This window comes from Leifsonia sp. 10N434, assembly GCF_056394405.1.
On record NZ_JBFTHV010000001.1, the window covers coordinates 1085426 to 1102729 of the forward strand.

The window sequence follows — 17304 nt, forward strand, 5'->3', positions numbered from 1 at the left end:
CCGCGTCCGAACCGGATGCCTCCCTACTCGAGCTGCAGGGGAGGTTGCGCCGTGAATCCGAACGGCGCGCCCTCGGCCGAGGTGATCCTCAGAACGTAGGCGCCGGGCTCGAGGCCCTCGAGCGCGATCGACCGCCGGCCGGCGACCTCCGTGCCCTGGCGCACGGTCTCTCCCGCGTCGTCGAGGAGCTCCACCAGCACCGATGAGGGCAGCTCCGCGCTCACCCCCGCGCCGAGCACCAGCTCGCCGTCGCCGAGCAGATCCTCCCCGATCAGCACCCCGCGCAACTCTTCAGGATCGATGACCCAGTCCGGATGCACGTCCTCCCACCAGTCCGGCAGGATGCGCAGCTCCTCCTGCCAGTTGCGGCGCAGGGCGTCGCCGTCGAGCTTGGTCCCCACCCAGAGCGAGTACCGCGTGTGCGTCGGGCCGGAGACCCGCACATAGAAAGATTTGCCGCGTTCGAGCAGGAGCTGCACGGCACGGTCGTGCTTGGTGACGAGCGGGGTTCTTGCGCTGTCGTACAGCGTCACGTCGACCTTCTCGTCGCTGCCGATCGAGATCTGTGGGATCTGCAGGGAGCCGATCGCGGCGGGGACGTCGACGTGGAAGTAGTCCTGATCGGCGGTCGCCGGGCCGGCGCCGAGGCTGTGCAGCGTGAGCGGGAAGACCCCGGGCCCGTGATCGGTGCGGAAGTACTCCTCCCAGATCAGTCCCGCCGGCTTGGCGACCCGCAGGCGCGTCGCCTTGTCGAACGAGTCGTTCACCTCGAACGAGTCGGGCGCCAAGGTGCCCGGCCGGATGCGCCCGGAGAGCACGTACGCCGTGGGGCCACTGCCGCGCACGACCAGCCGGTAGCGTCCGGAGCCCAGGTCGGCCGTCAGATGGGAGGCGCCAACGGCGGGTGAGGTGACCACCGCATCCGGATCGACGGCGTTCGGGTCGGTGCTCTCGAGGGCCAGGCTGACCTTGGACAGGCGGTCGTACCACTGCAGGTCGACGGTCACCGTGGAGAACGAGGCGACATCGAGCAGGAATTCGTCGCGGTCGCCGGTGCGGTTGACCGCCCAGTTGAAGATCGGCTCGAAGGTGCCGTCGGCGCGCGGGAACAGTCGTTCCGGCGCGCTCTCGGTCGACGATTCGGCCATCTTGGCGGACATGGCCGACCAGACCGCCGCGTAGGCGTCGAGTCCCTTGCCGCCGGGGCCCGCGCCGTCCCATCCGGTGTTCACCAGGGTGTCGCGCAGCTGGTCGACCGTGAGGGAGGGGTTGGCTGCGCGCATCATCGCGGCCACGCCGACGACGAGGGGCGCCGAGAACGACGTGCCCGAAACGAGGGAGCCCGCCAGGCTCGTCGGCATGTTGGTCGGCACGACCGGGATGTTGACGCCCGGCGCCCACAGCTGCACCGAGCTGCCATAGTTCGAGAAGCCCGCCTTCGTGCCGTCGTCATTGAGCGCGCCGACCGTGAGCGTCCGCGGGGTGCGCGTGGCGGGGCGCAGCACGGAGTAGTCGGGGAGGTCGATGTTGTCGTTCCCCGCCGACGCCACCATGAGCACGCCGTTGTCCGCCGCCCAGTTGAACGTGTCGTTCCAGGCGCTGGTGCCGAAGAAGAGCTCGGTGGAGGTGAAGCCGCCCGAGTACACGACGAGCGGGATGCCCCACTGGGCGCACCGGATCATCGCGGTCTTCGCGGAATCGGCCGTCCGGTCGTCGTAGAAGTAGCAGGCACGCGCCACACTGCCGCCGGATCCCGCGGCGCCGGCGGTGTTTCCGACGACGGCGGCGGCCGCGCTGGCGACCATGGTTCCGTGATAGCTCGAGCGGCCGGGACCGGTGGGGATCCCCGCGGTGTCGTCGACCGTGTTCCAGCGCAGGGTGCCGGTGCCGAGGTCGCTGATCGTCTGGGCTCCGCCCGAGCCGGGTGTGGTGGGCGCGTCGAACCAGAAGCCGCTGTCGACGACGGCGATGAGCACGGGGCCACCGCCGGCGAAGCGCGTGAGCTTGAGGGTCTCGATGAGCTGCCAGGCATCGGCGATCCGCGAGCGCCCGGTCATCGACGGCCAGGTGAGCGGGTCGGAGCCGAACACGAGCCCGGCACCCTCTGTCGGGCGCCGCAGCGGCAGGGTGCGGTGGTCGACGCCGACCTCGTTGAGCCAGACGCCGCGGCCCTCCGCGCGCATCGGGGCGATCAGTGCGGTGAGGGCGTGGCCCGCGGGATCCGAGTACCGGATGCGGTCCGCCGAGAGGCCTGCCCGTTCCAGGACCGCCCCGAGGTCGACATCCGTGGAGTCGGGGAGCTGCTCGAAGCGGATCTTCACGCTGCGGGGGAGGCCGGTCGGGTCGACGGGCTCCTCGCGCCCGAGGCCCGCGCGGCGGAACCGCTTGGGCAGCTCCGGATCGGTGGCGTCGCGCACGACGCGGCCGCCGCGGGCGACGAGCTGCTCGATCAGGTCGCGATCCTCCGCATCGACGATCACCTCGTCGGCCACGAAGCTGGTCGGTTTCGCGTCGTCGATCGTGAAGGCGGTGACGCGCCTGCCGATCTTCCACGATCGCGCGAGAGCGAACCGCGCGAGCGCGGTCGGTGACTCATCGACGCCGATATCCATGATGACTGTCCTTTCGCCGCGTCCAGTGGGCGACGGATGTCGCATCCACGGTCGGTCAGACGGACCGGGCCTCGATCTCCGGTGCGCGGCTGCGGGATGCGCGGAGCGGAATGCGCCGATGCGGACTGCGCGGATGCGGGGTCATGGAGTGCGCACCGGTAGAACGCCCGGTGCATGCCTACGGTCCCGATGGTACCGAGGGGCCGCAGGCGGGGTCAACGGAAAGATGAGAGTTCGTTCAGGTTTGCGGATCGCGCGGCTTCCGCCGGAACAGTCGGCGCCACCAGGCGCCGAGGCGCGCGGTCTGGCGGTCGGTGAACTCGTTGGAGAGGCTCTGGGTCTGCTGCCCGAGGTCGCCGCCCTCCATGATCGACTCGAGCGCGCTGCTCCTGCTCGGCGGCCCGCCGCCGGCGCTCGTCGTCGTCCATCTCCCCAGCCTACGGACCGTCGTCACCCCGCGGTCGTCAGCCGGACGGGCCGGGGCCTCGCGGAGGCACGGGCGCGGACGTATGGTGCAGAGATGACCGACATACGAGAACGCGCGACCGAACTCCGCCGCTTGCACGATGCCACCGAACTGCTTCAGGTCGTCAATGTCTGGGATGCCGCGAGCACCACGGTGATCGCCGGCCTCCCTGAAACGCGCGCCATCGCCACCGCCAGCCACTCCATCGCTGCGTCCTTCGGCTACGAAGACGGCGAGAAGATCCCCCTCGACCTGATGCTCGACGCGATCGCGCGCATCGTCGACGCGACCGACCTGCCGGTGAGCGCGGACCTGGAGGCCGGATACGGCGACCCGGGCACGACCATCCGGCGGGCGATCGGTGTCGGTGCCGTCGGCGCGAATCTGGAAGATGCCAAGCGCCCGTTCGCCGAGGCGGTGGCCGCTGTTCGTGCGGCGGTGGCCGCGGCCGACGCCGAGGGTGTTCGGTTCGCTCTCAACGCGCGGACCGACGTCTTTCTGGGCGAGGATCCGCGGCCGGCGGAGGAAAAGGCGCGCGAAGCGATCGAGCGCGGTCGTGCGTTCCTCGACGAAGGGGCCACGTGCGTGTTCGTTCCGGGGCTGCTCGATGAAGCGACGATCGAGACACTGGTCGGCGGTCTGGGCGAGCGCAAGCTGAGCGTGATCGGCGTTCCCGGCTCCGTTGCTCCCGCGCGGCTGCAGGAGCTCGGCGTCGCTCGCGTCTCGTACGGCCCGTGGACGCAGAGGGTCGCCCTCACCGCGTTGCAGGATGCTGCGCGGGAGCTCTACGCCGGCGGTGCGCTCCCCGAGGGCACCCGGCCGCTGAACTGACGCGTGCCCCGGCCGCCGCAGGTGCGCGTTGGCCGCGAATCCCGCAGAACCGTAGGTGCACGGTCCACGAGGGCATAGCCTTCGGATTACCGAGCCATCGTGGCTCCCGATGGAGGAATCACAATGGGCGAGAAATCATCACGCAAGACGACCGCCACGCCGGCAGCGCGCTCCCTCAAGGAGAAACGCGCGGACAAGCACGCGAAGCGCGACGCGCAGGACCACGCCGCCGACGTCGTGAGCAACGTCAAGAAGAGGTAGCGCAGGCGCGCTTCCGTCCACGAGGAGCAGTATGAAGGTCGTCGTCATCGGTGCGACAGGACACGTTGGCGGATACCTGATCCCCCGACTCGTCGGCGCCGGCCACCAGGTCGTCGCTGTGAGCCGGGGGACATCCGCTCCCTACCGGGACGACCCGGCCTGGAGCCAGGTCGAGATCGTCACGGCCGACCGCACGGCCGAGGATGCCGAGGGAACGTTCGGCGCGCGCATTGCTGCGCTCGACGCGGATGTCGTGGTCGACATGATCTGCTTCACCGCCGACTCCGCGCGGCAGCTCGTCGACGCCATCCGGGGTCGTTCGCGGCTCGTGATGTGCAGCACGATCTGGGTCTACGGAACGCTCGCGGCGGTCCCGGCCACCGAGTCCGAGGCGGAGAGCAGCCCGCCGTGGGGCGACTACGGAGTCGGCAAGGCCGCCATCGAGGCGTTGCTGCGGCACGAGGGCGAGAACGGCTTTCCGAGTCAGGTGCTGCGACCCGGCCACATCAGTGGTCCCGGCTGGAAGATCATCAACCCGCAGGGCAACCTCGACCTCGGTGTCTGGGAGGCCCTCGCCAGCGGCGGCACGCTGCTGCTCCCGAACTTCGGGCTCGAGACGGTGCACCATGTGCACGCAGACGACGTCGCCCAGGCGTTCGCGCTCGCCGTCGATGCCCCGCGCCCCGAACGCGCCGAGTTCTACAACATCGTGTCCGAGCGCGCCCTGACACTCCGCGGCTTCGCGGAGGCTGCGGCCGGCTGGTTCGGGCGCGAAGCGTCGATCGAGTACCTCCCGTTCGACGAGTTCCGTTCCCGGATCGCGGACGACGACGCGCGAACGACCTACGAGCACATCGCGCGCAGCCACTCGATGAGCATCCGGAAGGCGCGCGACGAGCTCGGCTACGCACCGGCTCACACGAGCCTCGAGGCGGTGCGCGAGGCCGTCGACTGGCTGCGCGCCGACGGGCAGCTCTCGGCCGAGTAGGGGCTCATTGCACGCGTAGTCGTCGGCGAACACGGGCCGAGCGTGCGACGTCAGGGGGCGCTGGAGCCCTGGCCGATGCTCTTCCAGCTGTCGGGGTCGTTGGGGTTCGATCCGGCGCCGTCGCGGGGGCCGGCCGCGGCCGCATCCTTCATCGACTGGAGCTGACGTTCGACGTCGGCTTTGGCGGCACCTGCCGAGAGCTGCCGCTCGAGGTCGGAGTCGGCCGGCGCCGTCAGGTCGTTGAGGGCGCCGCTGGCGAGCAGTTCCTCAGTTGCCGAGGCGCGCGCCTGCATCTGCGCGATCTTGTCCTTCGCGCGGTTGAGGCTCGCCCCGGCGTCGTTCATCTGGGTGCTGATGCCCGCAGCCACCTCGTTCGCCCTGGCCTGCGCCTGCGATGCCGTGTAGGAGGCCTTCATCGTCTCCTTCTCGACCCGGAAGGCTTCGAGGCGCTCGGTGAGACGGCGCTCGTTCTCCTGCAACTGCGCCTGCTGCCGCTCGAGCATGGCGTGCTGATCGCGCAGCGCGGCCACCTGGCCCTCCAGGAGGGAGCGCCGTTCGAGTGCTTTTCTGGCGAGGTCCTCGCGGCCCTGGGTCAGCGCCTCCTGGGCCTGCTGCGCGAGGCGCTGATAGCGTGCGCCCATCTCCTGGCCCTGCAGCTCGATGCGCTTGCGGGCCGTCGCGACTTCGGCCAGCCCTTGACGCACCTGCTGCAGCATCCGGACCTGCTGGTCGTAGCTGTCGTCGAGGGCCTCGCGGGGGTCCTCCATCCTGTCGAGTGCACGTGAGGTCTTGATGCGGAAGATGTCGCGCATCCTGGACGTGTTGCTGCTCATGATTCGTTCCCCCCGTAGAGTCGGTTCGTCGATGGTTGGCGGCGAGGCTGGGGCAGGCCGTCGTAGGCGTTGAGGGTGTGCAGTTCCTGCACTCCGGCGTGCAGGGCGGCGACCTCGCGGTCGACGTCCGCTCGCAGCGCGACGAGCGCATCGTCGCTGAGTTCCCCGAGGCCGGACGAGACGGCGGTACGCAACCGGCGCACGATCCCCTCCATCTGCTCGACCCGGTCGCGTGCGGTCGGGACCTCCGCGGCGAGCACGGCGGTGTCGGTCTCGCTCTCCATCAGCCGCAGCTGCGTGTCGAGCGTCGAGCCCTCGGCCTGGATCCGGCGGAACAGTCGCACGAGTTCGCCTCGCGGGCCGGAGCCGCGCAGGGCGATGTCCACGGCGGCCCGTCCGCTGTCGAGCGCGTCGTTGAGCCGCATCCGGAGCTTGAGCACCTGCTGCTGCGAGCCCCAGGTGAAGGCGGTGCGCGTGCGGAGCACGGCATGGTTCAGGGCGCGGTTGCGGCGGATCCGCTTGTAGATCGCCCGAACGATGAGGACACCGACGAGGATGCCCGTGAGGGCGATGAGGGCGAGTGCGATCAGCACTCCGGCTAGCACCATCATGGGCGTCACTGAGCTCCTCTGCAGTCTGGTACAAACGCGATGTATCGCGTTTCGGCAAAGGTACGCCCATTGGGCGCAAATTGCATGCGGCAATCGTCCAGGTTCGCGGTCAGTGAGAGCGGGGGACCCGTCCGTCGACGCGCTCGGCGATCTCCTCCACGGCGGCGAGCGACGCGACAGTCTCGGTCGTCGGCGTGTATTCCATCCCGAACCGCCCGGTGTAGCCGAGGTCGCGGAGCGTGCGGAACTGCCGCTCCCAGTCGATCGTGCCCGTTCCCGGCTCGTGGCGACCCGGGGCATCCGCCACCTGCACGTGGCCGACGAGCGCGATGTCGCCGCCGACCGCCTCAGCGAGATCTTCGTCCATCATCAGTGCGTGGTACGCGTCCAGCAGCAGCCGGATGCTCGGCGATCCGACCTCGCGCACGATCTCCAGCCCCTCGCGGGTCGACGACAGGTAGGTGCCGACGTGGTCGACCCGGGTGTTCAGCGGCTCGAGCAGGATCGTCACCCCCGTGCCGTCGAGGATGGCGGCGGCCGCCGACAGCACGTCGACGATGGCCGCGTGCTGGGTCGCGCGGTCGACACCCGCGATCTCGTCGCCCGAGACCGCGACCAGGTACGGCGAGCCGAGCCGCTGGGCTGCAGCGAGCGAGTCGCGCACGTCATCCAGGTAGCCGGCGTGCGTGGCGGGATCGGCGAGGTCGGCTTTCGGGTCGACGATCAGCGACTGCAGCGTGACGCCGGTGTCGTCGAGCGCCGCCGCGATCGCGTCGAGATCCTTCTCGCGCCATCCCCAGATCTCGACCGCGTCGAGCCCGTGGGCGGCGGCGGCCCGGATGCGCGAGGCGGTGTCGTCGCCCGCCTCGGTGAAGAGCCACTCCAGGTTGGCGGCGATGGACGACATGGGCGCTCCTCGGGTTTCGGGTTCCCGCCGATGCTATCCCGGCACGCGCCCGCATCCCCGGGATGCCTTTCGTTGAGGGGTGGCAAATCGGCTTAAACACGCCGATGGTGCCCGCGTTCGCCACCCCTCAACGAAGGTGCCGCTAGGCAGCCGCGTCGTCGAGCAGGGCGCGGTGCTCGGCCGAGAGCTGCAGCGCGACCCCGGCGAGGGCGCTTTCGAGCTGATCGAGCTTGCTGCCGCCGAGGATCGGCCGGATCGCCGGGCTGCCACCCGCGAGCCACGCGAGCACGACCTGGCCGCGGGCGACGCCGAGCTCCGACGCGACGCGATCGAGCGCTTCCAGCCTGCGGTCCGAGCCCGGGTGCAGGTACGCCTCGGGGATCTTCTTCGCCGGGTTGTCGTATGCACCGCTCAGAAGTGGCGTGTATGCCCAGAGCTCGAGGCCGTTCTCGACCGCGTAGTCGACCTGCTCGTCGCTCATCAGCCCGAAGCGATGGTCCTGGCCGGCGGGCACGGCGCCCGGCCGCGTCGACAGGAAGGTGCGGCTCAATTGCAGCGCCGAGAACGGATGCCCCCCGAGTCCGGCCAGATGTGCCCGCGCCCGTTCGACACGCCAGGCCGGATGATTGGACGCGCCGATCCTGCCGGCGATGCCTTCGTCGACGAGGGCCGAGAGTGCTTCGGCGGTCTCCTCGATGGGCACCGAGCGGTCTTCCATGTGCGCCCACAGGAGTTCGACGTGATCGGTGCCGAGCCGCTCGAGGCTGCCCGCGGTGGCCTCGCGGATCGCGCGCGCGGACAACCCCTCCCGGGAGGCGGGCCAGTCCCCGGCGACCGTGGGCTCGGCGCCGACCTTCGTCGAGATCCTGACCCGTTCGCGCATCCCGGGCCGTGCCTTCAGCCAACGGCCGAGGAGCGCTTCGCTCTCGCCGCCGCAGCCGCTGTCGCTGGCCCAGAAGCTGTAGCAGTCCGCCGTGTCGATCCAGGAGCCTCCGGCCTCGACGAAGCGGTCGAGGATGGCGAACGAGGTGTCTTCATCGATGGTGACGCCGAACATCATGGCGCCGAGGACGAGTGGCGATTCAGTCATGGGGCAAGCCTGACTCCTGGAGTCCACTCCAGATCAAGGGCAGGATGTGACCATGACGGATTACACGCCGGCCGAGGTGGTCGAGAACACCGGCTTCAGCCTCGACACCCTGCGCTACTACGAGAAAGAGGGACTGCTCGGGCCGATCGAGCGCACGGCGGGCGGCCGCCGACGATACCGGCAGGCGGACGTCGACTGGCTCGGGCTGGTGCGCTGTCTGCGCGACACCGGGATGCCGATCGCCGACCTCAAGGAGTACAGCAGGTTGTCGGAGGACGACACGACGCTTCGCGAGCGGTTGGCCCTGCTCGAAGCGCACGACGCTCAGGTGCAGGCCGACATCGACCGGCTGCGGAGTCAGCAGGATCACCTGCGCGAGAAGATCGACTGGTACCGTCAGCAGCTCTGAGGGGCCCGCTTTCGTTGAGGGGTGGCAAACGCAGCCTCTGTCGGCGTGTTTAGGCGGATTTGCCACCCCTCAACGAAACGGGCTGGAGGGGGTTACTCGCGGAGGAGGGCGCGCAGCGTCTGGATCGTGTCGGCCTCGCTCGCCGGCTTGTCGTCGCGGTAGCGCTTGACGCGCGCGAACCGCAGCGCGATGCCGCCCGGGTACCGGCTCGAGCGCTGCACCCCGTCGATCGCGATCTCCACGACCGTGGTCGGCGCCACCCACACCGTGCCGGCCGAACTCCGCACCTCGATCTGCGGAAAGTACTCGGTCTGCCAGCGCAGCAACTCGTCGGTGAGTCCCTTGAACGTCTTGCCCACCATCACATAGCCGCCCGGTTCGCCGAACTCGCCGGTCGGGTCGAGCGCACCGAGATGGAGGTTCGAGAGCCAGCCCTTGCGGCGGCCGTATCCCCACTCGCTGGCGAGCACCACGAGGTCGAACGTGTGCACCGGCTTCACTTTGATCCAGCTGGAGCCACGGCGGCCCGCCGCGTACGGCGAGCCGATCGCCTTGACGACGACGCCCTCCTGCCCGGCTTCGATCGCGTCGCGCGAGACGCGCTCGGCGACCTCGGGATCGGCAGTGACCTCGCCAGGGATGCGGTGGGCGCCGGCGACCCGCTCGAGCTCGGCCAGGCGGGTCGAGAGGGGTTCGTCGAGCAGGTCGCGCCCGTCGACGTGCAGGATGTCGAAGAACCACGGATGAAGCACCGTCTCGCGCGCCGCGTCGGCGCCGAAGCGCGACATCGTCTCCTGGAACGGACGGGGCGCGCCGTCTTCGTCGAGCGAGAGCGTCTCGCCATCGAGGATGACATCGCGCACCGGCAGATTGCGCACCACCTCGACGACCTCGGGCACGCGGTGCGTGATATCCGCCAGGCTGCGGGTGAACACCCGGATCTCGTCGCCGGCGCGATGCACCTGGATGCGCGCGCCGTCGAGCTTGTATTCGACGGATGCCTCACCGGTGGTCTCCAGTGCAGCGGAGGCGCTCGCCGCGGTCGCCGCGAGCATCGGCAGCACCGGACGGCCCACCACGAGGCCGACTGCGTCGAGCTCCTCGGCGGTACCGGTCAGGGCCAGCCGTGCGGTCTCACCGAGGTCGCCGGAGAGCATCGCGGCGCGGCGCACGACGTCGCCGGGCCGGTCGGCCGCGCGGGCGACCGCGTCGGTGAGCACGCCCTCGAGCGCCCCGGTGCGCATGTCGCCGAGCAAGGCTCTCGTGATGAAGTCCTGTTCCCGCTCGGTCGCGAGCGCGGTGAACTCGCCCAGCTCGCGGCTGCGATCGCCCGCAGACCCCGTTCCGGATGCGTCGGCCAGCCGGTCGAGCAGCGCATCGAGGTCGGCGATCGTGAGGCTCGATTCGGCGGCCGGTGCGCCCATCGCGGCGGAGAGACCCCTCCAGCCGACGCCGACGCGGCCCTGGCGCGGTTTGCCGAGGAGGAACCCGACGGCCGGCGCGATCTCGTCGGGCTCGAGCTGCGCGAGCAGGCCAGCGAGCGCCTCCACCTTCGCCAGCCGGGACCGGGTGGACGCGACGGCATCCGTGGTGTTCACGAGCGCATCGAGCAGCACGACCTCAGTCTGGCACCACCCTCCGACGTCGCTCAGTCGCGGCGCAGCAGGAACCCGATCTGACCGATGCCCATCGGGCGGGTCGCGTTGACGACGTCCCAGCCCTCCGAGACGTAGACCGCGTTGAGTTCGGCCGAGGCGTGCTCCTCGACCTTCGAGCTCTGGATCTCTTTGCGCGCGGTCGGAAGGCTCACGTACTTGTACTCGGTCATCCCGCGATCGTACTGGTCGGCCGGGCCGGCAGCGCTGCATGGGGGGCGACCGAGCGGTCGACGGCGTACGTTGGGCACCGACGTGCGCAGCACGTTGTCGGAGATGGAGCCCCGCAATGACCATGGCACCCGCGAATCGCTTCCCGGCGCAGACCTCTGCGGTCGGAGACCTGCCGTGACCGCGCCGCGGCACGTCATCTTCGGCTCGGGAGCGGTGGGCATGGCCACACTCGACGCCCTGCGGCGCCGCGGCGAGACCGTTCGCATCGTCAACCGGTCGGGCAGGGCCGACGTGCCGGACGACGTGGAGGTCGTGGCCGGCGACGCCCGCGATCCCGCCTTCACGATCGCCGCCGGCGCGGGGGCGGGCGTGATCTACCAGACGCTCAACCCGCCGTACGCGGAATGGACAGCGCAGTTCCCCGCCCTGCAGGCCGGCGTCCTCGCCGCCGCCCAGGCGTCGGGCGCGCGGCTGGTGAGCATGGAGAACGTCTACATGTACGGGCGGCCGGCGGGGCGTCCCTTCACGGAGGATCGCGCGTACGACGCCGACACGAAGAAGGGCCGGCTCCGCGGCCGGATGGCCCGCGACCTGCTCGAAGCCCACGAGGCCGGCCGGGTCGAGGTGGCGATCGGCCGGGCATCCGACTACTTCGGACCGCGCGGCGGGGCGCAGTCCAATCTCGGCGATCGCGTCTTCCCGGCCGCGCTCGCCGGCAAGGCCGCCAGCGTGCTCGGCGATCCCGACCAGCCGCACACCTACAGCTACATCCCCGACATCGGCGAGGGCCTCGCGGTGCTGGGCGAGCATCCGGATGCCGCCGGCGCGGTCTGGCATCTGCCGAACGACCCGAACACCAGGAGCACGCGTCAGCTGGTCGAGCTGATCTACACCGCTGCCGGCCAGCCCCGCGCACGCGTGCGGGCGATGCCGCCGTTGCTGCTGCGCACGATCGGCCTCGTCAATCCGACGGTGCGGGAACTCGTCGAGATGCAGTACGAGTTCGAGGAGCCTTTCATCGTCGACAGCAGCAGGATCACCGAGCGGCTCGGCGCGCGGGCCACGCCGGTCGAGGATGCGCTGGCCCACACCCTCGACGCCTACCGCCGCTGACGCCTACTGCCGCCGCCGTGTCACACCCGGCGCGGCTGTCCGGTCATAGCTGGAGAACGCCCAGGGAGCGACCGGTCCCCGCGGCTCCCAGCGAAAGGACTGACATGAAGATCGTGGTCATCGGAGGCACCGGACTGATCGGGCGCCGGCTCGTCGAACTGCTGACGCAGGCGGGACACGAGGCCGTCCCCGCGTCGCCCTCGACCGGCGTCGACACCGTCACCGGTGCCGGTCTCGCCGACGTGCTCGCGGGTGCCGACGTCGTGGTCGACATCCCGAACTCCCCGTCGTTCGAAGACGGCCCGGTCATGGAGTTCTTCCAGCGTTCGACCGGCAACCTCGCCGCGGCCGCGGAGCAGGCCGGCGTCGGGCACCACGTGGTGCTCTCGATCGTAGGCGCCGACCGGATGCCGGACATCGGGTACATGCGCGCGAAGGTCGCCCAGGAGGGCATCGTGACGAGCGGCGCCGTACCGTTCAGCATCGTGCGCGCGACGCAGTTCTTCGAGTTCATCCCCGCGCTCGCCGAGGGCGGTGCGAAGGGCGACACGATCCACCTGTCGCCGGCGCTCATGCAGCCGATCGCCGCAGCCGACGTCTCGGCGGCCCTCGCCGACGTCGCGACCGGTGAGCCGACCGGCAGCGTCTCCGAGCTGGCCGGCCCCGAACCCCTCCGCCTCGACGACCTGGGGCGGCGGGTGCTCGCGTTCCGCAACGACCCGCGCACCGTCGTGACCGACCTCGACGCCGGATACTTCGGCGGCCAGGTCACCGACACGTCGCTCACTCCGGGCAACGATCCCGCGATCACCGAGGTGCGCATCGCACCGACGAGGTTCGAGGAGTGGCTGAGCGGGACGGTCGAACCCAACTGAACAACCACCGGGGGCGTGTGCTGCGCCCTGTGTACGATCAGGTCATGCCTGAACAGCCGTCGCCGAGCGAAGACCTCGATGACGCCGCTGAGGTGTTCCTGCGCACGCGCCCCCGGTTGTTCGGCATCGCCTACCGCGTGCTCGGCAGCGCGGCGGATGCCGAAGACGTCGTGCAGGAGGCGTGGCTGCGCTGGCAGAACTACGACCGGTCGACGGTGGAGGAACCGGCCGCGTTCCTCGCCACCACGACGACACGGCTCGCCATCAACGTCGCTCAGTCCGCGCGGGCCCGGCGGGAGACGTACGTGGGTCCCTGGCTGCCAGAGCCGGTCGATACGAGTGCCGATCCGACCCTCGGCGCCGAACGCGGCGAGGCCCTGAGCGTCGCCGTGCTGATGCTGATGGAGAAGCTCCCCCCGACCGAGCGTGCGGCGTACGTGCTGCGCGAGGCGTTCGACTACCCCTATCCGCAGATCGCCGAGATCATCCAGTCGAGCGAGGCGAACGCGCGCCAGCTGGTGAGCCGCGCACGCAAACACCTGGCGTCGGAACGTCATCTCGACGCTCCCGACCCCGCCGAGCAACGGCGGCTGCTCGAGGCCTTCGTGGCCGCGGCGCAGTCCGGCGACCTGAGCAGGCTGGAGAGCCTGTTCGCCGCGGACGTCGTCAGCTTCTCGGACGGCGGCGGGATCGTGCGCGCATCGCGCATCCCGGTACGCGGCCGGGAGGTCGTCGCGAAGTACTACCACGCGTTCGCCAGCCGGTTCTGGACGGGTGTCTCGGTGCATCCGATCGAGCTGAACGGGCAGCAGGCGGTCTCGCTGATCCTCGACGGCGCCGTGCTGGCGGTCGTGACCGTCACGGCGGACTCCGAGGGCATCGGTCGCATCCTCTGGGTCATGAATCCGCAGAAACTCACGGGCATCGCGACGCCGTCCTCCTGACTGTCACAATCCGGGGTCCTATCCGGTCTTAGTGAGTGAGACAGGAGGACATTGTGCGAAGGATTCTTGTGGTGGGCGGCGGTTATGCAGGCTTCTACACGGCGTGGAAGCTCGAGAAGAGGCTCCGCCCCGATGAAGCCGAGATCACGATCATCGACCCGCGCCCGTACATGACGTACCAGCCGTTCCTTCCGGAGGTGGCGGCGGGATCGATCGAGGCGCGGCATGCCGCGGTCTCGCTGCGGAGCCACCTGCGGCGCACCACGGTGCTCGCCGCGACCGTGACGTCGATCGAGCACGCGACCAAGACCGTCACCGTCACACCGAACGAGGGCGCGGACTTCACTCTCGGCTACGACATCATCGTCGTGACCGCGGCCGCGGTCACACGCACGTTCCCGATCCCCGGTCTCACCGAGCAGGCGATCGGAATGAAGCACGTCGAGGAGGCCGTCGCGATCCGCGACCGGCTGCTCACGGGCTTCGATCGCGCGTCGGCGCTGCCGCCGGGGCCGGAGCGCTCGCGGCTGTTGACGGTGACCGTCGTCGGAGGCGGCTTCTCCGGTGTCGAGGGGTTCGCGGAACTCCTCTCGCTCGCGACGGCGCTGCTGAAGTCGTACCCCGAGCTGCGGTTCTCCGAGCTGTCCTTCCATCTGGTCGAGGCGAACAGCCGCATCCTGCCCGAGGTCACCGACCGGCCGGGAGCATGGGTCGTGCGTTCCCTCGAGGAGCGCGGTGGGCAGATCCACCTCAACAGCCAGTTGCTGTCCGCCGAGGGCGGCCACGTTGTGCTGTCGTCGGGTGAGGAGTTCGACTCGCACCTGATCATCTGGACCGCCGGAAACGCGGCGAACCCGACCGTCGCCACGCACACCGACCTGCCGGTCGATGCGCGCGGCTCGGTGATCGTCCGCGCCGATCTGCAGGTCGGAACCGATGACGCGCCCGTGCCGGATGCGTGGGCCGCCGGTGACGACGCAGCGGTCCCGGATCTCGCGGCTCCCGTCGCCGGCGCGCGTACCGTGCCCAACGCGCAGCACGCGGTGCGGCAGGGCAAGCGCCTCGCGAAGAACATCGCGGCGACGATCCGCGGCGAGCGCACCAGGGACTACGTGCATCACAGTCTCGGTGTCGTCGCGACACTCGGCATCGGCCGTGGGATCTTCCAGTACCGCGGCATCGTCATCACCGGGTTCATCGCGTGGGTGATGCACCGCGGCTATCACGTGCTCGCGGTGCCGACCTGGGAGCGCAAGGTCCGTGTGCTCCTGGTGTGGCTGACGGCCGTGCTCTTCGGGCGCGACATCGTGTCGCTGGCGTCGGTGCAGCATCCGCGGGACGCCTTCGTCGGCGGCGGCGTGCCGCGGCGGGCACCCGGAGAGGCACGGGGGCCAGCGCCCGTCGAACGGGAGACCGCTGATGCCCGTTGACCGACGCCCGGCAGGAAGGTCGTTCACCGACCGGGCCCACGGACTCGTCAGCCGGACGGCTCTCGGCCGGCGGCTCGCCGCGCTCGCCGAGGAGCTCGGGCACCGTCGGGTACCACTTCACTGGACGAACATGTTCGGCGTCGTCTCGCTGGCGTGCATCGCGGTGATCTTCATCAGCGGGCTCTTCCTGATGTTCTTCTACGCCCCCTCCAGCACGCCGGTGGTCTACCGCGGCGGGTACGTCCCGCTCGACGGCGCCACGATGTCCAAGGCCATGCGCTCGACCCTCGCGATCTCGTTCGAGGTGCAGGGCGGCCTGCTGATGCGGCAGGCGCATCACTGGGCGGCCCTGCTGCTTCCGGCAGCGCTGATCATGCAACTGCTGACGAGCTTCTTCACGGGGGCCTTCCGCCGACCCCGCCGCCTCGGCTGGGTGCTGCTCTTCCTGCTGCTCATCACGGCGCTGGTCGGCGGGTGGAGCGGCTACGCGCTCCCCGACGACATGCTGTCGGGCACCGGCCTGCGCATCGTCGAGGGCATCGTGCTCGGGATCCCGGTGGTCGGCACCTGGCTGTCGACGCTGCTGTTCGGCGGCGAGTTCCCCGGCCAGATCATCGAGCACCTCTATCCCGTGCATGTCGCGATCGTCCCGGCCCTCCTGATCGGACTGCTCGCGCTGCGCATCCGGGCGGGCTATCTGCAGAAGCCGGCGCAGTTCGCCGGCCGCGGGCGCACGGAGGACAACGTCGTCGGGGTTCCCGTGCTGCCGAACGCGGCCGCGCGGGCGGGCGGGCTGTTCCTGATCGTGACCGCGGTGATCCTGCTGGTGTCGGCGACCGTGACGATCAGCCCGATCTGGCTCTACGGTCCGTCGTCGGGCGGGAACGCCTCGGCCGGCAGCCAGCCGGACTGGTACACGGGCTTCCTCGACGGCGCGCTCCGCCTCGTACCGCCCGGCTGGGAGTTCGTGTGGCTGGGGCGCACCTGGACGCTCGCGATCCTCGTGCCGCTCGCCGTCGTGGGCGTGTACCTCGCTGCGGTGCTGCTGTACCCGTTCGTCGAAGAGTGGATCACCGGCGACGACCGAGACCACAACATCCTCGACCGCCCACGCAACACCTCGACCCGCACGGGCATCGGCGTCGCGGGCATCGTCTTTTACGGAGCCCTCTGGGGAGCGGGCAGCGCCGACCTCGTCGCGACGCACTTCCATGTCGGCGTCGAATCCGTCGTCGCCTTCTACCAGGCCGCGGCGGTGCTCGGCCCGGCCCTCGCGTTCGTCGTCACCCGCCGGGTCTGCCTCGCGCTGCAGAAGAAGGACAGGCAGATCCTGCTGCACGGCTACGAGACCGGGCGCATCGTCCGCCTGCCGGGCGGCGAATACGTCGAGATCCACCAGCCGGTCGACGCGCACGAACGCTGGCGGCTGGCGAACACCGGCGACGGAACTCCCGTGCTCGCGCGACCGGATGAGCGGGGCCACGTCGGACTGGGCGCCCGCGCCCGTGCCGGTCTCTCACGGTTCTTCTTCGAAGACCGTCTCACCCCGATCCCGCCGGACGAGCTCTCCCAAGAGCTCCGGCAGCTGAGCGACGACGACGTCGACGAAAGTGCGTATGAGGCGAGCATCCGATGAGCGCGGAGCACCGGAGCACCCGCATGCCGCACTCGTGCGTGCGTTCGGGCGTGCTCTGGAGCTGCGCGACATCGGCGCGCTCGCGCGACTCCTCACCGCCGACGTCACCGTCGTCATCGACGGTGGCGGGACCGGCAGCCCGACGGGCGGTCCGGTCTGCGGCATCGGAGACGGGATCGCCCTCCTGCTCCGGATGGCCGCAGCGCAGCCGGAGTGCGTGATCGCCGAGCATCCGGTCAACGGGCATCCGGGTCTGGCAGTGCGCGACGAGGCGGCCGTCGTCGTCGCCGTGATCAGCGTGGAGGTCCGGCGAGGACGCGCCTGCGGAATCTGGGTGGTCACGAACCCCGGGAAGCTCGCACACTGGAATCGGTGATGCATGTGATCGAGCGGTCGATGTCACAACGGACGTCGACGCCCGGTCGTAGCTGGTAGCCGGAGCATCGTCAGGCCCGGCATCACAACGAAA

18 protein-coding genes are annotated in these 17304 nt (G+C 70.2%); 10 read left to right on the top strand and 8 right to left on the bottom strand.

What is annotated here, in order from left to right; all coding sequences use genetic code 11:
- Positions 1 to 23: 23 nt before the first annotated feature.
- Both AC1DB1_RS05375 and AC1DB1_RS05380 read right to left on the bottom strand, forming a co-directional pair.
- Positions 24 to 2612 carry a S8 family peptidase gene (locus AC1DB1_RS05375; protein WP_477200021.1) on the bottom strand — a complete coding sequence of 863 codons (2589 nt, stop codon included), beginning with the start codon at positions 2610 to 2612 and terminating at the stop codon, positions 24 to 26.
- A 238-nt stretch (positions 2613 to 2850) separates the two neighbouring features.
- Entirely contained in the window at positions 2851 to 3066 is a 216-nt protein-coding gene (locus tag AC1DB1_RS05380; protein ID WP_477200022.1) for a hypothetical protein, read from the bottom strand.
- Between the two features lie 66 nt (positions 3067 to 3132).
- Between AC1DB1_RS05380 and AC1DB1_RS05385 the strand changes: the two genes are divergently transcribed.
- From AC1DB1_RS05385 to AC1DB1_RS05395, 3 genes are all read left to right on the top strand, one after another.
- Positions 3133 to 3909, top strand: coding sequence for an isocitrate lyase/PEP mutase family protein (locus tag AC1DB1_RS05385; protein ID WP_477200023.1), 777 nt, complete (start codon positions 3133 to 3135; stop codon positions 3907 to 3909).
- Between the two features lie 123 nt (positions 3910 to 4032).
- Positions 4033 to 4170: a hypothetical protein gene (locus AC1DB1_RS05390; protein WP_271177511.1), complete on the top strand. Its 138-nt coding sequence runs from the start codon at positions 4033 to 4035 to the stop codon at positions 4168 to 4170.
- Between the two features lie 31 nt (positions 4171 to 4201).
- Positions 4202 to 5158: an NAD-dependent epimerase/dehydratase family protein gene (locus tag AC1DB1_RS05395; protein ID WP_477200024.1), complete on the top strand. Its 957-nt coding sequence runs from the start codon at positions 4202 to 4204 to the stop codon at positions 5156 to 5158.
- Between the two features lie 50 nt (positions 5159 to 5208).
- Here the strand turns inward: AC1DB1_RS05395 and AC1DB1_RS05400 are convergent, their stop codons facing one another.
- The 4 genes from AC1DB1_RS05400 to AC1DB1_RS05415 all read right to left on the bottom strand — a co-directional run bounded on the left by AC1DB1_RS05400 (position 5209) and on the right by AC1DB1_RS05415 (position 8599).
- On the bottom strand, positions 5209 to 5991 hold the full coding sequence (locus tag AC1DB1_RS05400) for a PspA/IM30 family protein (protein WP_477200025.1): 783 nt from the start codon (positions 5989 to 5991) through the stop codon (positions 5209 to 5211).
- Complete coding sequence (locus AC1DB1_RS05405; protein ID WP_477200026.1) at positions 5988 to 6602, bottom strand: hypothetical protein; 615 nt, start codon at positions 6600 to 6602, stop codon at positions 5988 to 5990. The genes AC1DB1_RS05400 and AC1DB1_RS05405 overlap by 4 nt, the downstream gene beginning before the upstream one ends.
- Positions 6603 to 6711: 109 nt before the next feature.
- A complete protein-coding gene (locus tag AC1DB1_RS05410; RefSeq protein WP_477200027.1) occupies positions 6712 to 7509 on the bottom strand; it encodes a hydroxypyruvate isomerase family protein in 798 nt (265 codons plus the stop codon).
- A 142-nt stretch (positions 7510 to 7651) separates the two neighbouring features.
- Positions 7652 to 8599 carry an aldo/keto reductase gene (locus AC1DB1_RS05415; RefSeq protein WP_477200028.1) on the bottom strand — a complete coding sequence of 316 codons (948 nt, stop codon included), beginning with the start codon at positions 8597 to 8599 and terminating at the stop codon, positions 7652 to 7654.
- Positions 8600 to 8651: 52 nt separating this feature from the next.
- On the opposite strand from AC1DB1_RS05415, the gene AC1DB1_RS05420 reads away from it, so the two are divergent.
- Positions 8652 to 9008, top strand: a complete 357-nt coding sequence (locus tag AC1DB1_RS05420; protein WP_477200029.1) for a MerR family transcriptional regulator — start codon at positions 8652 to 8654, stop codon at positions 9006 to 9008.
- A gap of 92 nt (positions 9009 to 9100) precedes the next feature.
- Here AC1DB1_RS05420 and AC1DB1_RS05425 read toward each other — a convergent pair whose 3' ends face one another.
- On the bottom strand, positions 9101 to 10624 hold the full coding sequence (locus AC1DB1_RS05425; RefSeq protein WP_477200030.1) for an ATP-dependent DNA ligase: 1524 nt from the start codon (positions 10622 to 10624) through the stop codon (positions 9101 to 9103).
- Between the two features lie 32 nt (positions 10625 to 10656).
- Positions 10657 to 10836: a hypothetical protein gene (locus AC1DB1_RS05430; protein WP_271177501.1), complete on the bottom strand. Its 180-nt coding sequence runs from the start codon at positions 10834 to 10836 to the stop codon at positions 10657 to 10659.
- Between the two features lie 175 nt (positions 10837 to 11011).
- On the opposite strand from AC1DB1_RS05430, the gene AC1DB1_RS05435 reads away from it, so the two are divergent.
- The 6 genes from AC1DB1_RS05435 to AC1DB1_RS05460 all read left to right on the top strand — a co-directional run bounded on the left by AC1DB1_RS05435 (position 11012) and on the right by AC1DB1_RS05460 (position 17211).
- The gene (locus tag AC1DB1_RS05435; protein ID WP_477200031.1) at positions 11012 to 11950 is read left to right on the top strand and encodes an NAD-dependent epimerase/dehydratase family protein; all 939 of its coding nucleotides are present in this window, start codon (positions 11012 to 11014) and stop codon (positions 11948 to 11950) included.
- 104 nt (positions 11951 to 12054) lie between these two features.
- A complete protein-coding gene (locus tag AC1DB1_RS05440) occupies positions 12055 to 12825 on the top strand; it encodes an SDR family oxidoreductase (protein ID WP_477200032.1) in 771 nt (256 codons plus the stop codon).
- Between the two features lie 44 nt (positions 12826 to 12869).
- Positions 12870 to 13769 (top strand): RNA polymerase sigma-70 factor, encoded by a 900-nt coding sequence (locus AC1DB1_RS05445; protein WP_477200033.1) that lies wholly within the window; start codon positions 12870 to 12872, stop codon positions 13767 to 13769.
- A gap of 53 nt (positions 13770 to 13822) precedes the next feature.
- Positions 13823 to 15199, top strand: coding sequence for an NAD(P)/FAD-dependent oxidoreductase (locus tag AC1DB1_RS05450; RefSeq protein ID WP_477200034.1), 1377 nt, complete (start codon positions 13823 to 13825; stop codon positions 15197 to 15199).
- Entirely contained in the window at positions 15189 to 16835 is a 1647-nt protein-coding gene (qcrB, locus tag AC1DB1_RS05455) for a cytochrome bc1 complex cytochrome b subunit (RefSeq protein WP_477200035.1), read from the top strand. Before AC1DB1_RS05450 ends, qcrB begins: the two co-directional genes overlap by 11 nt.
- Positions 16816 to 17211: a sigma-70 family RNA polymerase sigma factor family protein gene (locus AC1DB1_RS05460; RefSeq protein WP_477200036.1), complete on the top strand. Its 396-nt coding sequence runs from the start codon at positions 16816 to 16818 to the stop codon at positions 17209 to 17211. The genes qcrB and AC1DB1_RS05460 overlap by 20 nt, the downstream gene beginning before the upstream one ends.
- The last annotated feature ends 93 nt before the right edge of the window (positions 17212 to 17304 follow it).

What these genes read in the sequence shown, in the direction of transcription:
- AC1DB1_RS05410 (WP_477200027.1), bottom strand. Translation starts at nt 7,509, where the DNA reads ATGTCGTCCATCGCCGCCAACCTGGAGTGGCTCTTCACCGAGGCGGGC.
- AC1DB1_RS05375 (WP_477200021.1), bottom strand. Translation starts at nt 2,612, where the DNA reads ATGGATATCGGCGTCGATGAGTCACCGACCGCGCTCGCGCGGTTCGCT.
- AC1DB1_RS05445 (WP_477200033.1), top strand. Translation starts at nt 12,870, where the DNA reads ATGCCTGAACAGCCGTCGCCGAGCGAAGACCTCGATGACGCCGCTGAG.
- AC1DB1_RS05405 (WP_477200026.1), bottom strand. Translation starts at nt 6,602, where the DNA reads ATGATGGTGCTAGCCGGAGTGCTGATCGCACTCGCCCTCATCGCCCTC.
- AC1DB1_RS05430 (WP_271177501.1), bottom strand. Translation starts at nt 10,836, where the DNA reads ATGACCGAGTACAAGTACGTGAGCCTTCCGACCGCGCGCAAAGAGATC.
- AC1DB1_RS05390 (WP_271177511.1), top strand. Translation starts at nt 4,033, where the DNA reads ATGGGCGAGAAATCATCACGCAAGACGACCGCCACGCCGGCAGCGCGC.
- qcrB (WP_477200035.1), top strand. Translation starts at nt 15,189, where the DNA reads ATGCCCGTTGACCGACGCCCGGCAGGAAGGTCGTTCACCGACCGGGCC.
- AC1DB1_RS05395 (WP_477200024.1), top strand. Translation starts at nt 4,202, where the DNA reads ATGAAGGTCGTCGTCATCGGTGCGACAGGACACGTTGGCGGATACCTG.
- AC1DB1_RS05440 (WP_477200032.1), top strand. Translation starts at nt 12,055, where the DNA reads ATGAAGATCGTGGTCATCGGAGGCACCGGACTGATCGGGCGCCGGCTC.
- AC1DB1_RS05420 (WP_477200029.1), top strand. Translation starts at nt 8,652, where the DNA reads ATGACGGATTACACGCCGGCCGAGGTGGTCGAGAACACCGGCTTCAGC.
- AC1DB1_RS05385 (WP_477200023.1), top strand. Translation starts at nt 3,133, where the DNA reads ATGACCGACATACGAGAACGCGCGACCGAACTCCGCCGCTTGCACGAT.
- AC1DB1_RS05400 (WP_477200025.1), bottom strand. Translation starts at nt 5,991, where the DNA reads ATGAGCAGCAACACGTCCAGGATGCGCGACATCTTCCGCATCAAGACC.
- AC1DB1_RS05415 (WP_477200028.1), bottom strand. Translation starts at nt 8,599, where the DNA reads ATGACTGAATCGCCACTCGTCCTCGGCGCCATGATGTTCGGCGTCACC.
- AC1DB1_RS05460 (WP_477200036.1), top strand. Translation starts at nt 16,816, where the DNA reads ATGAGGCGAGCATCCGATGAGCGCGGAGCACCGGAGCACCCGCATGCC.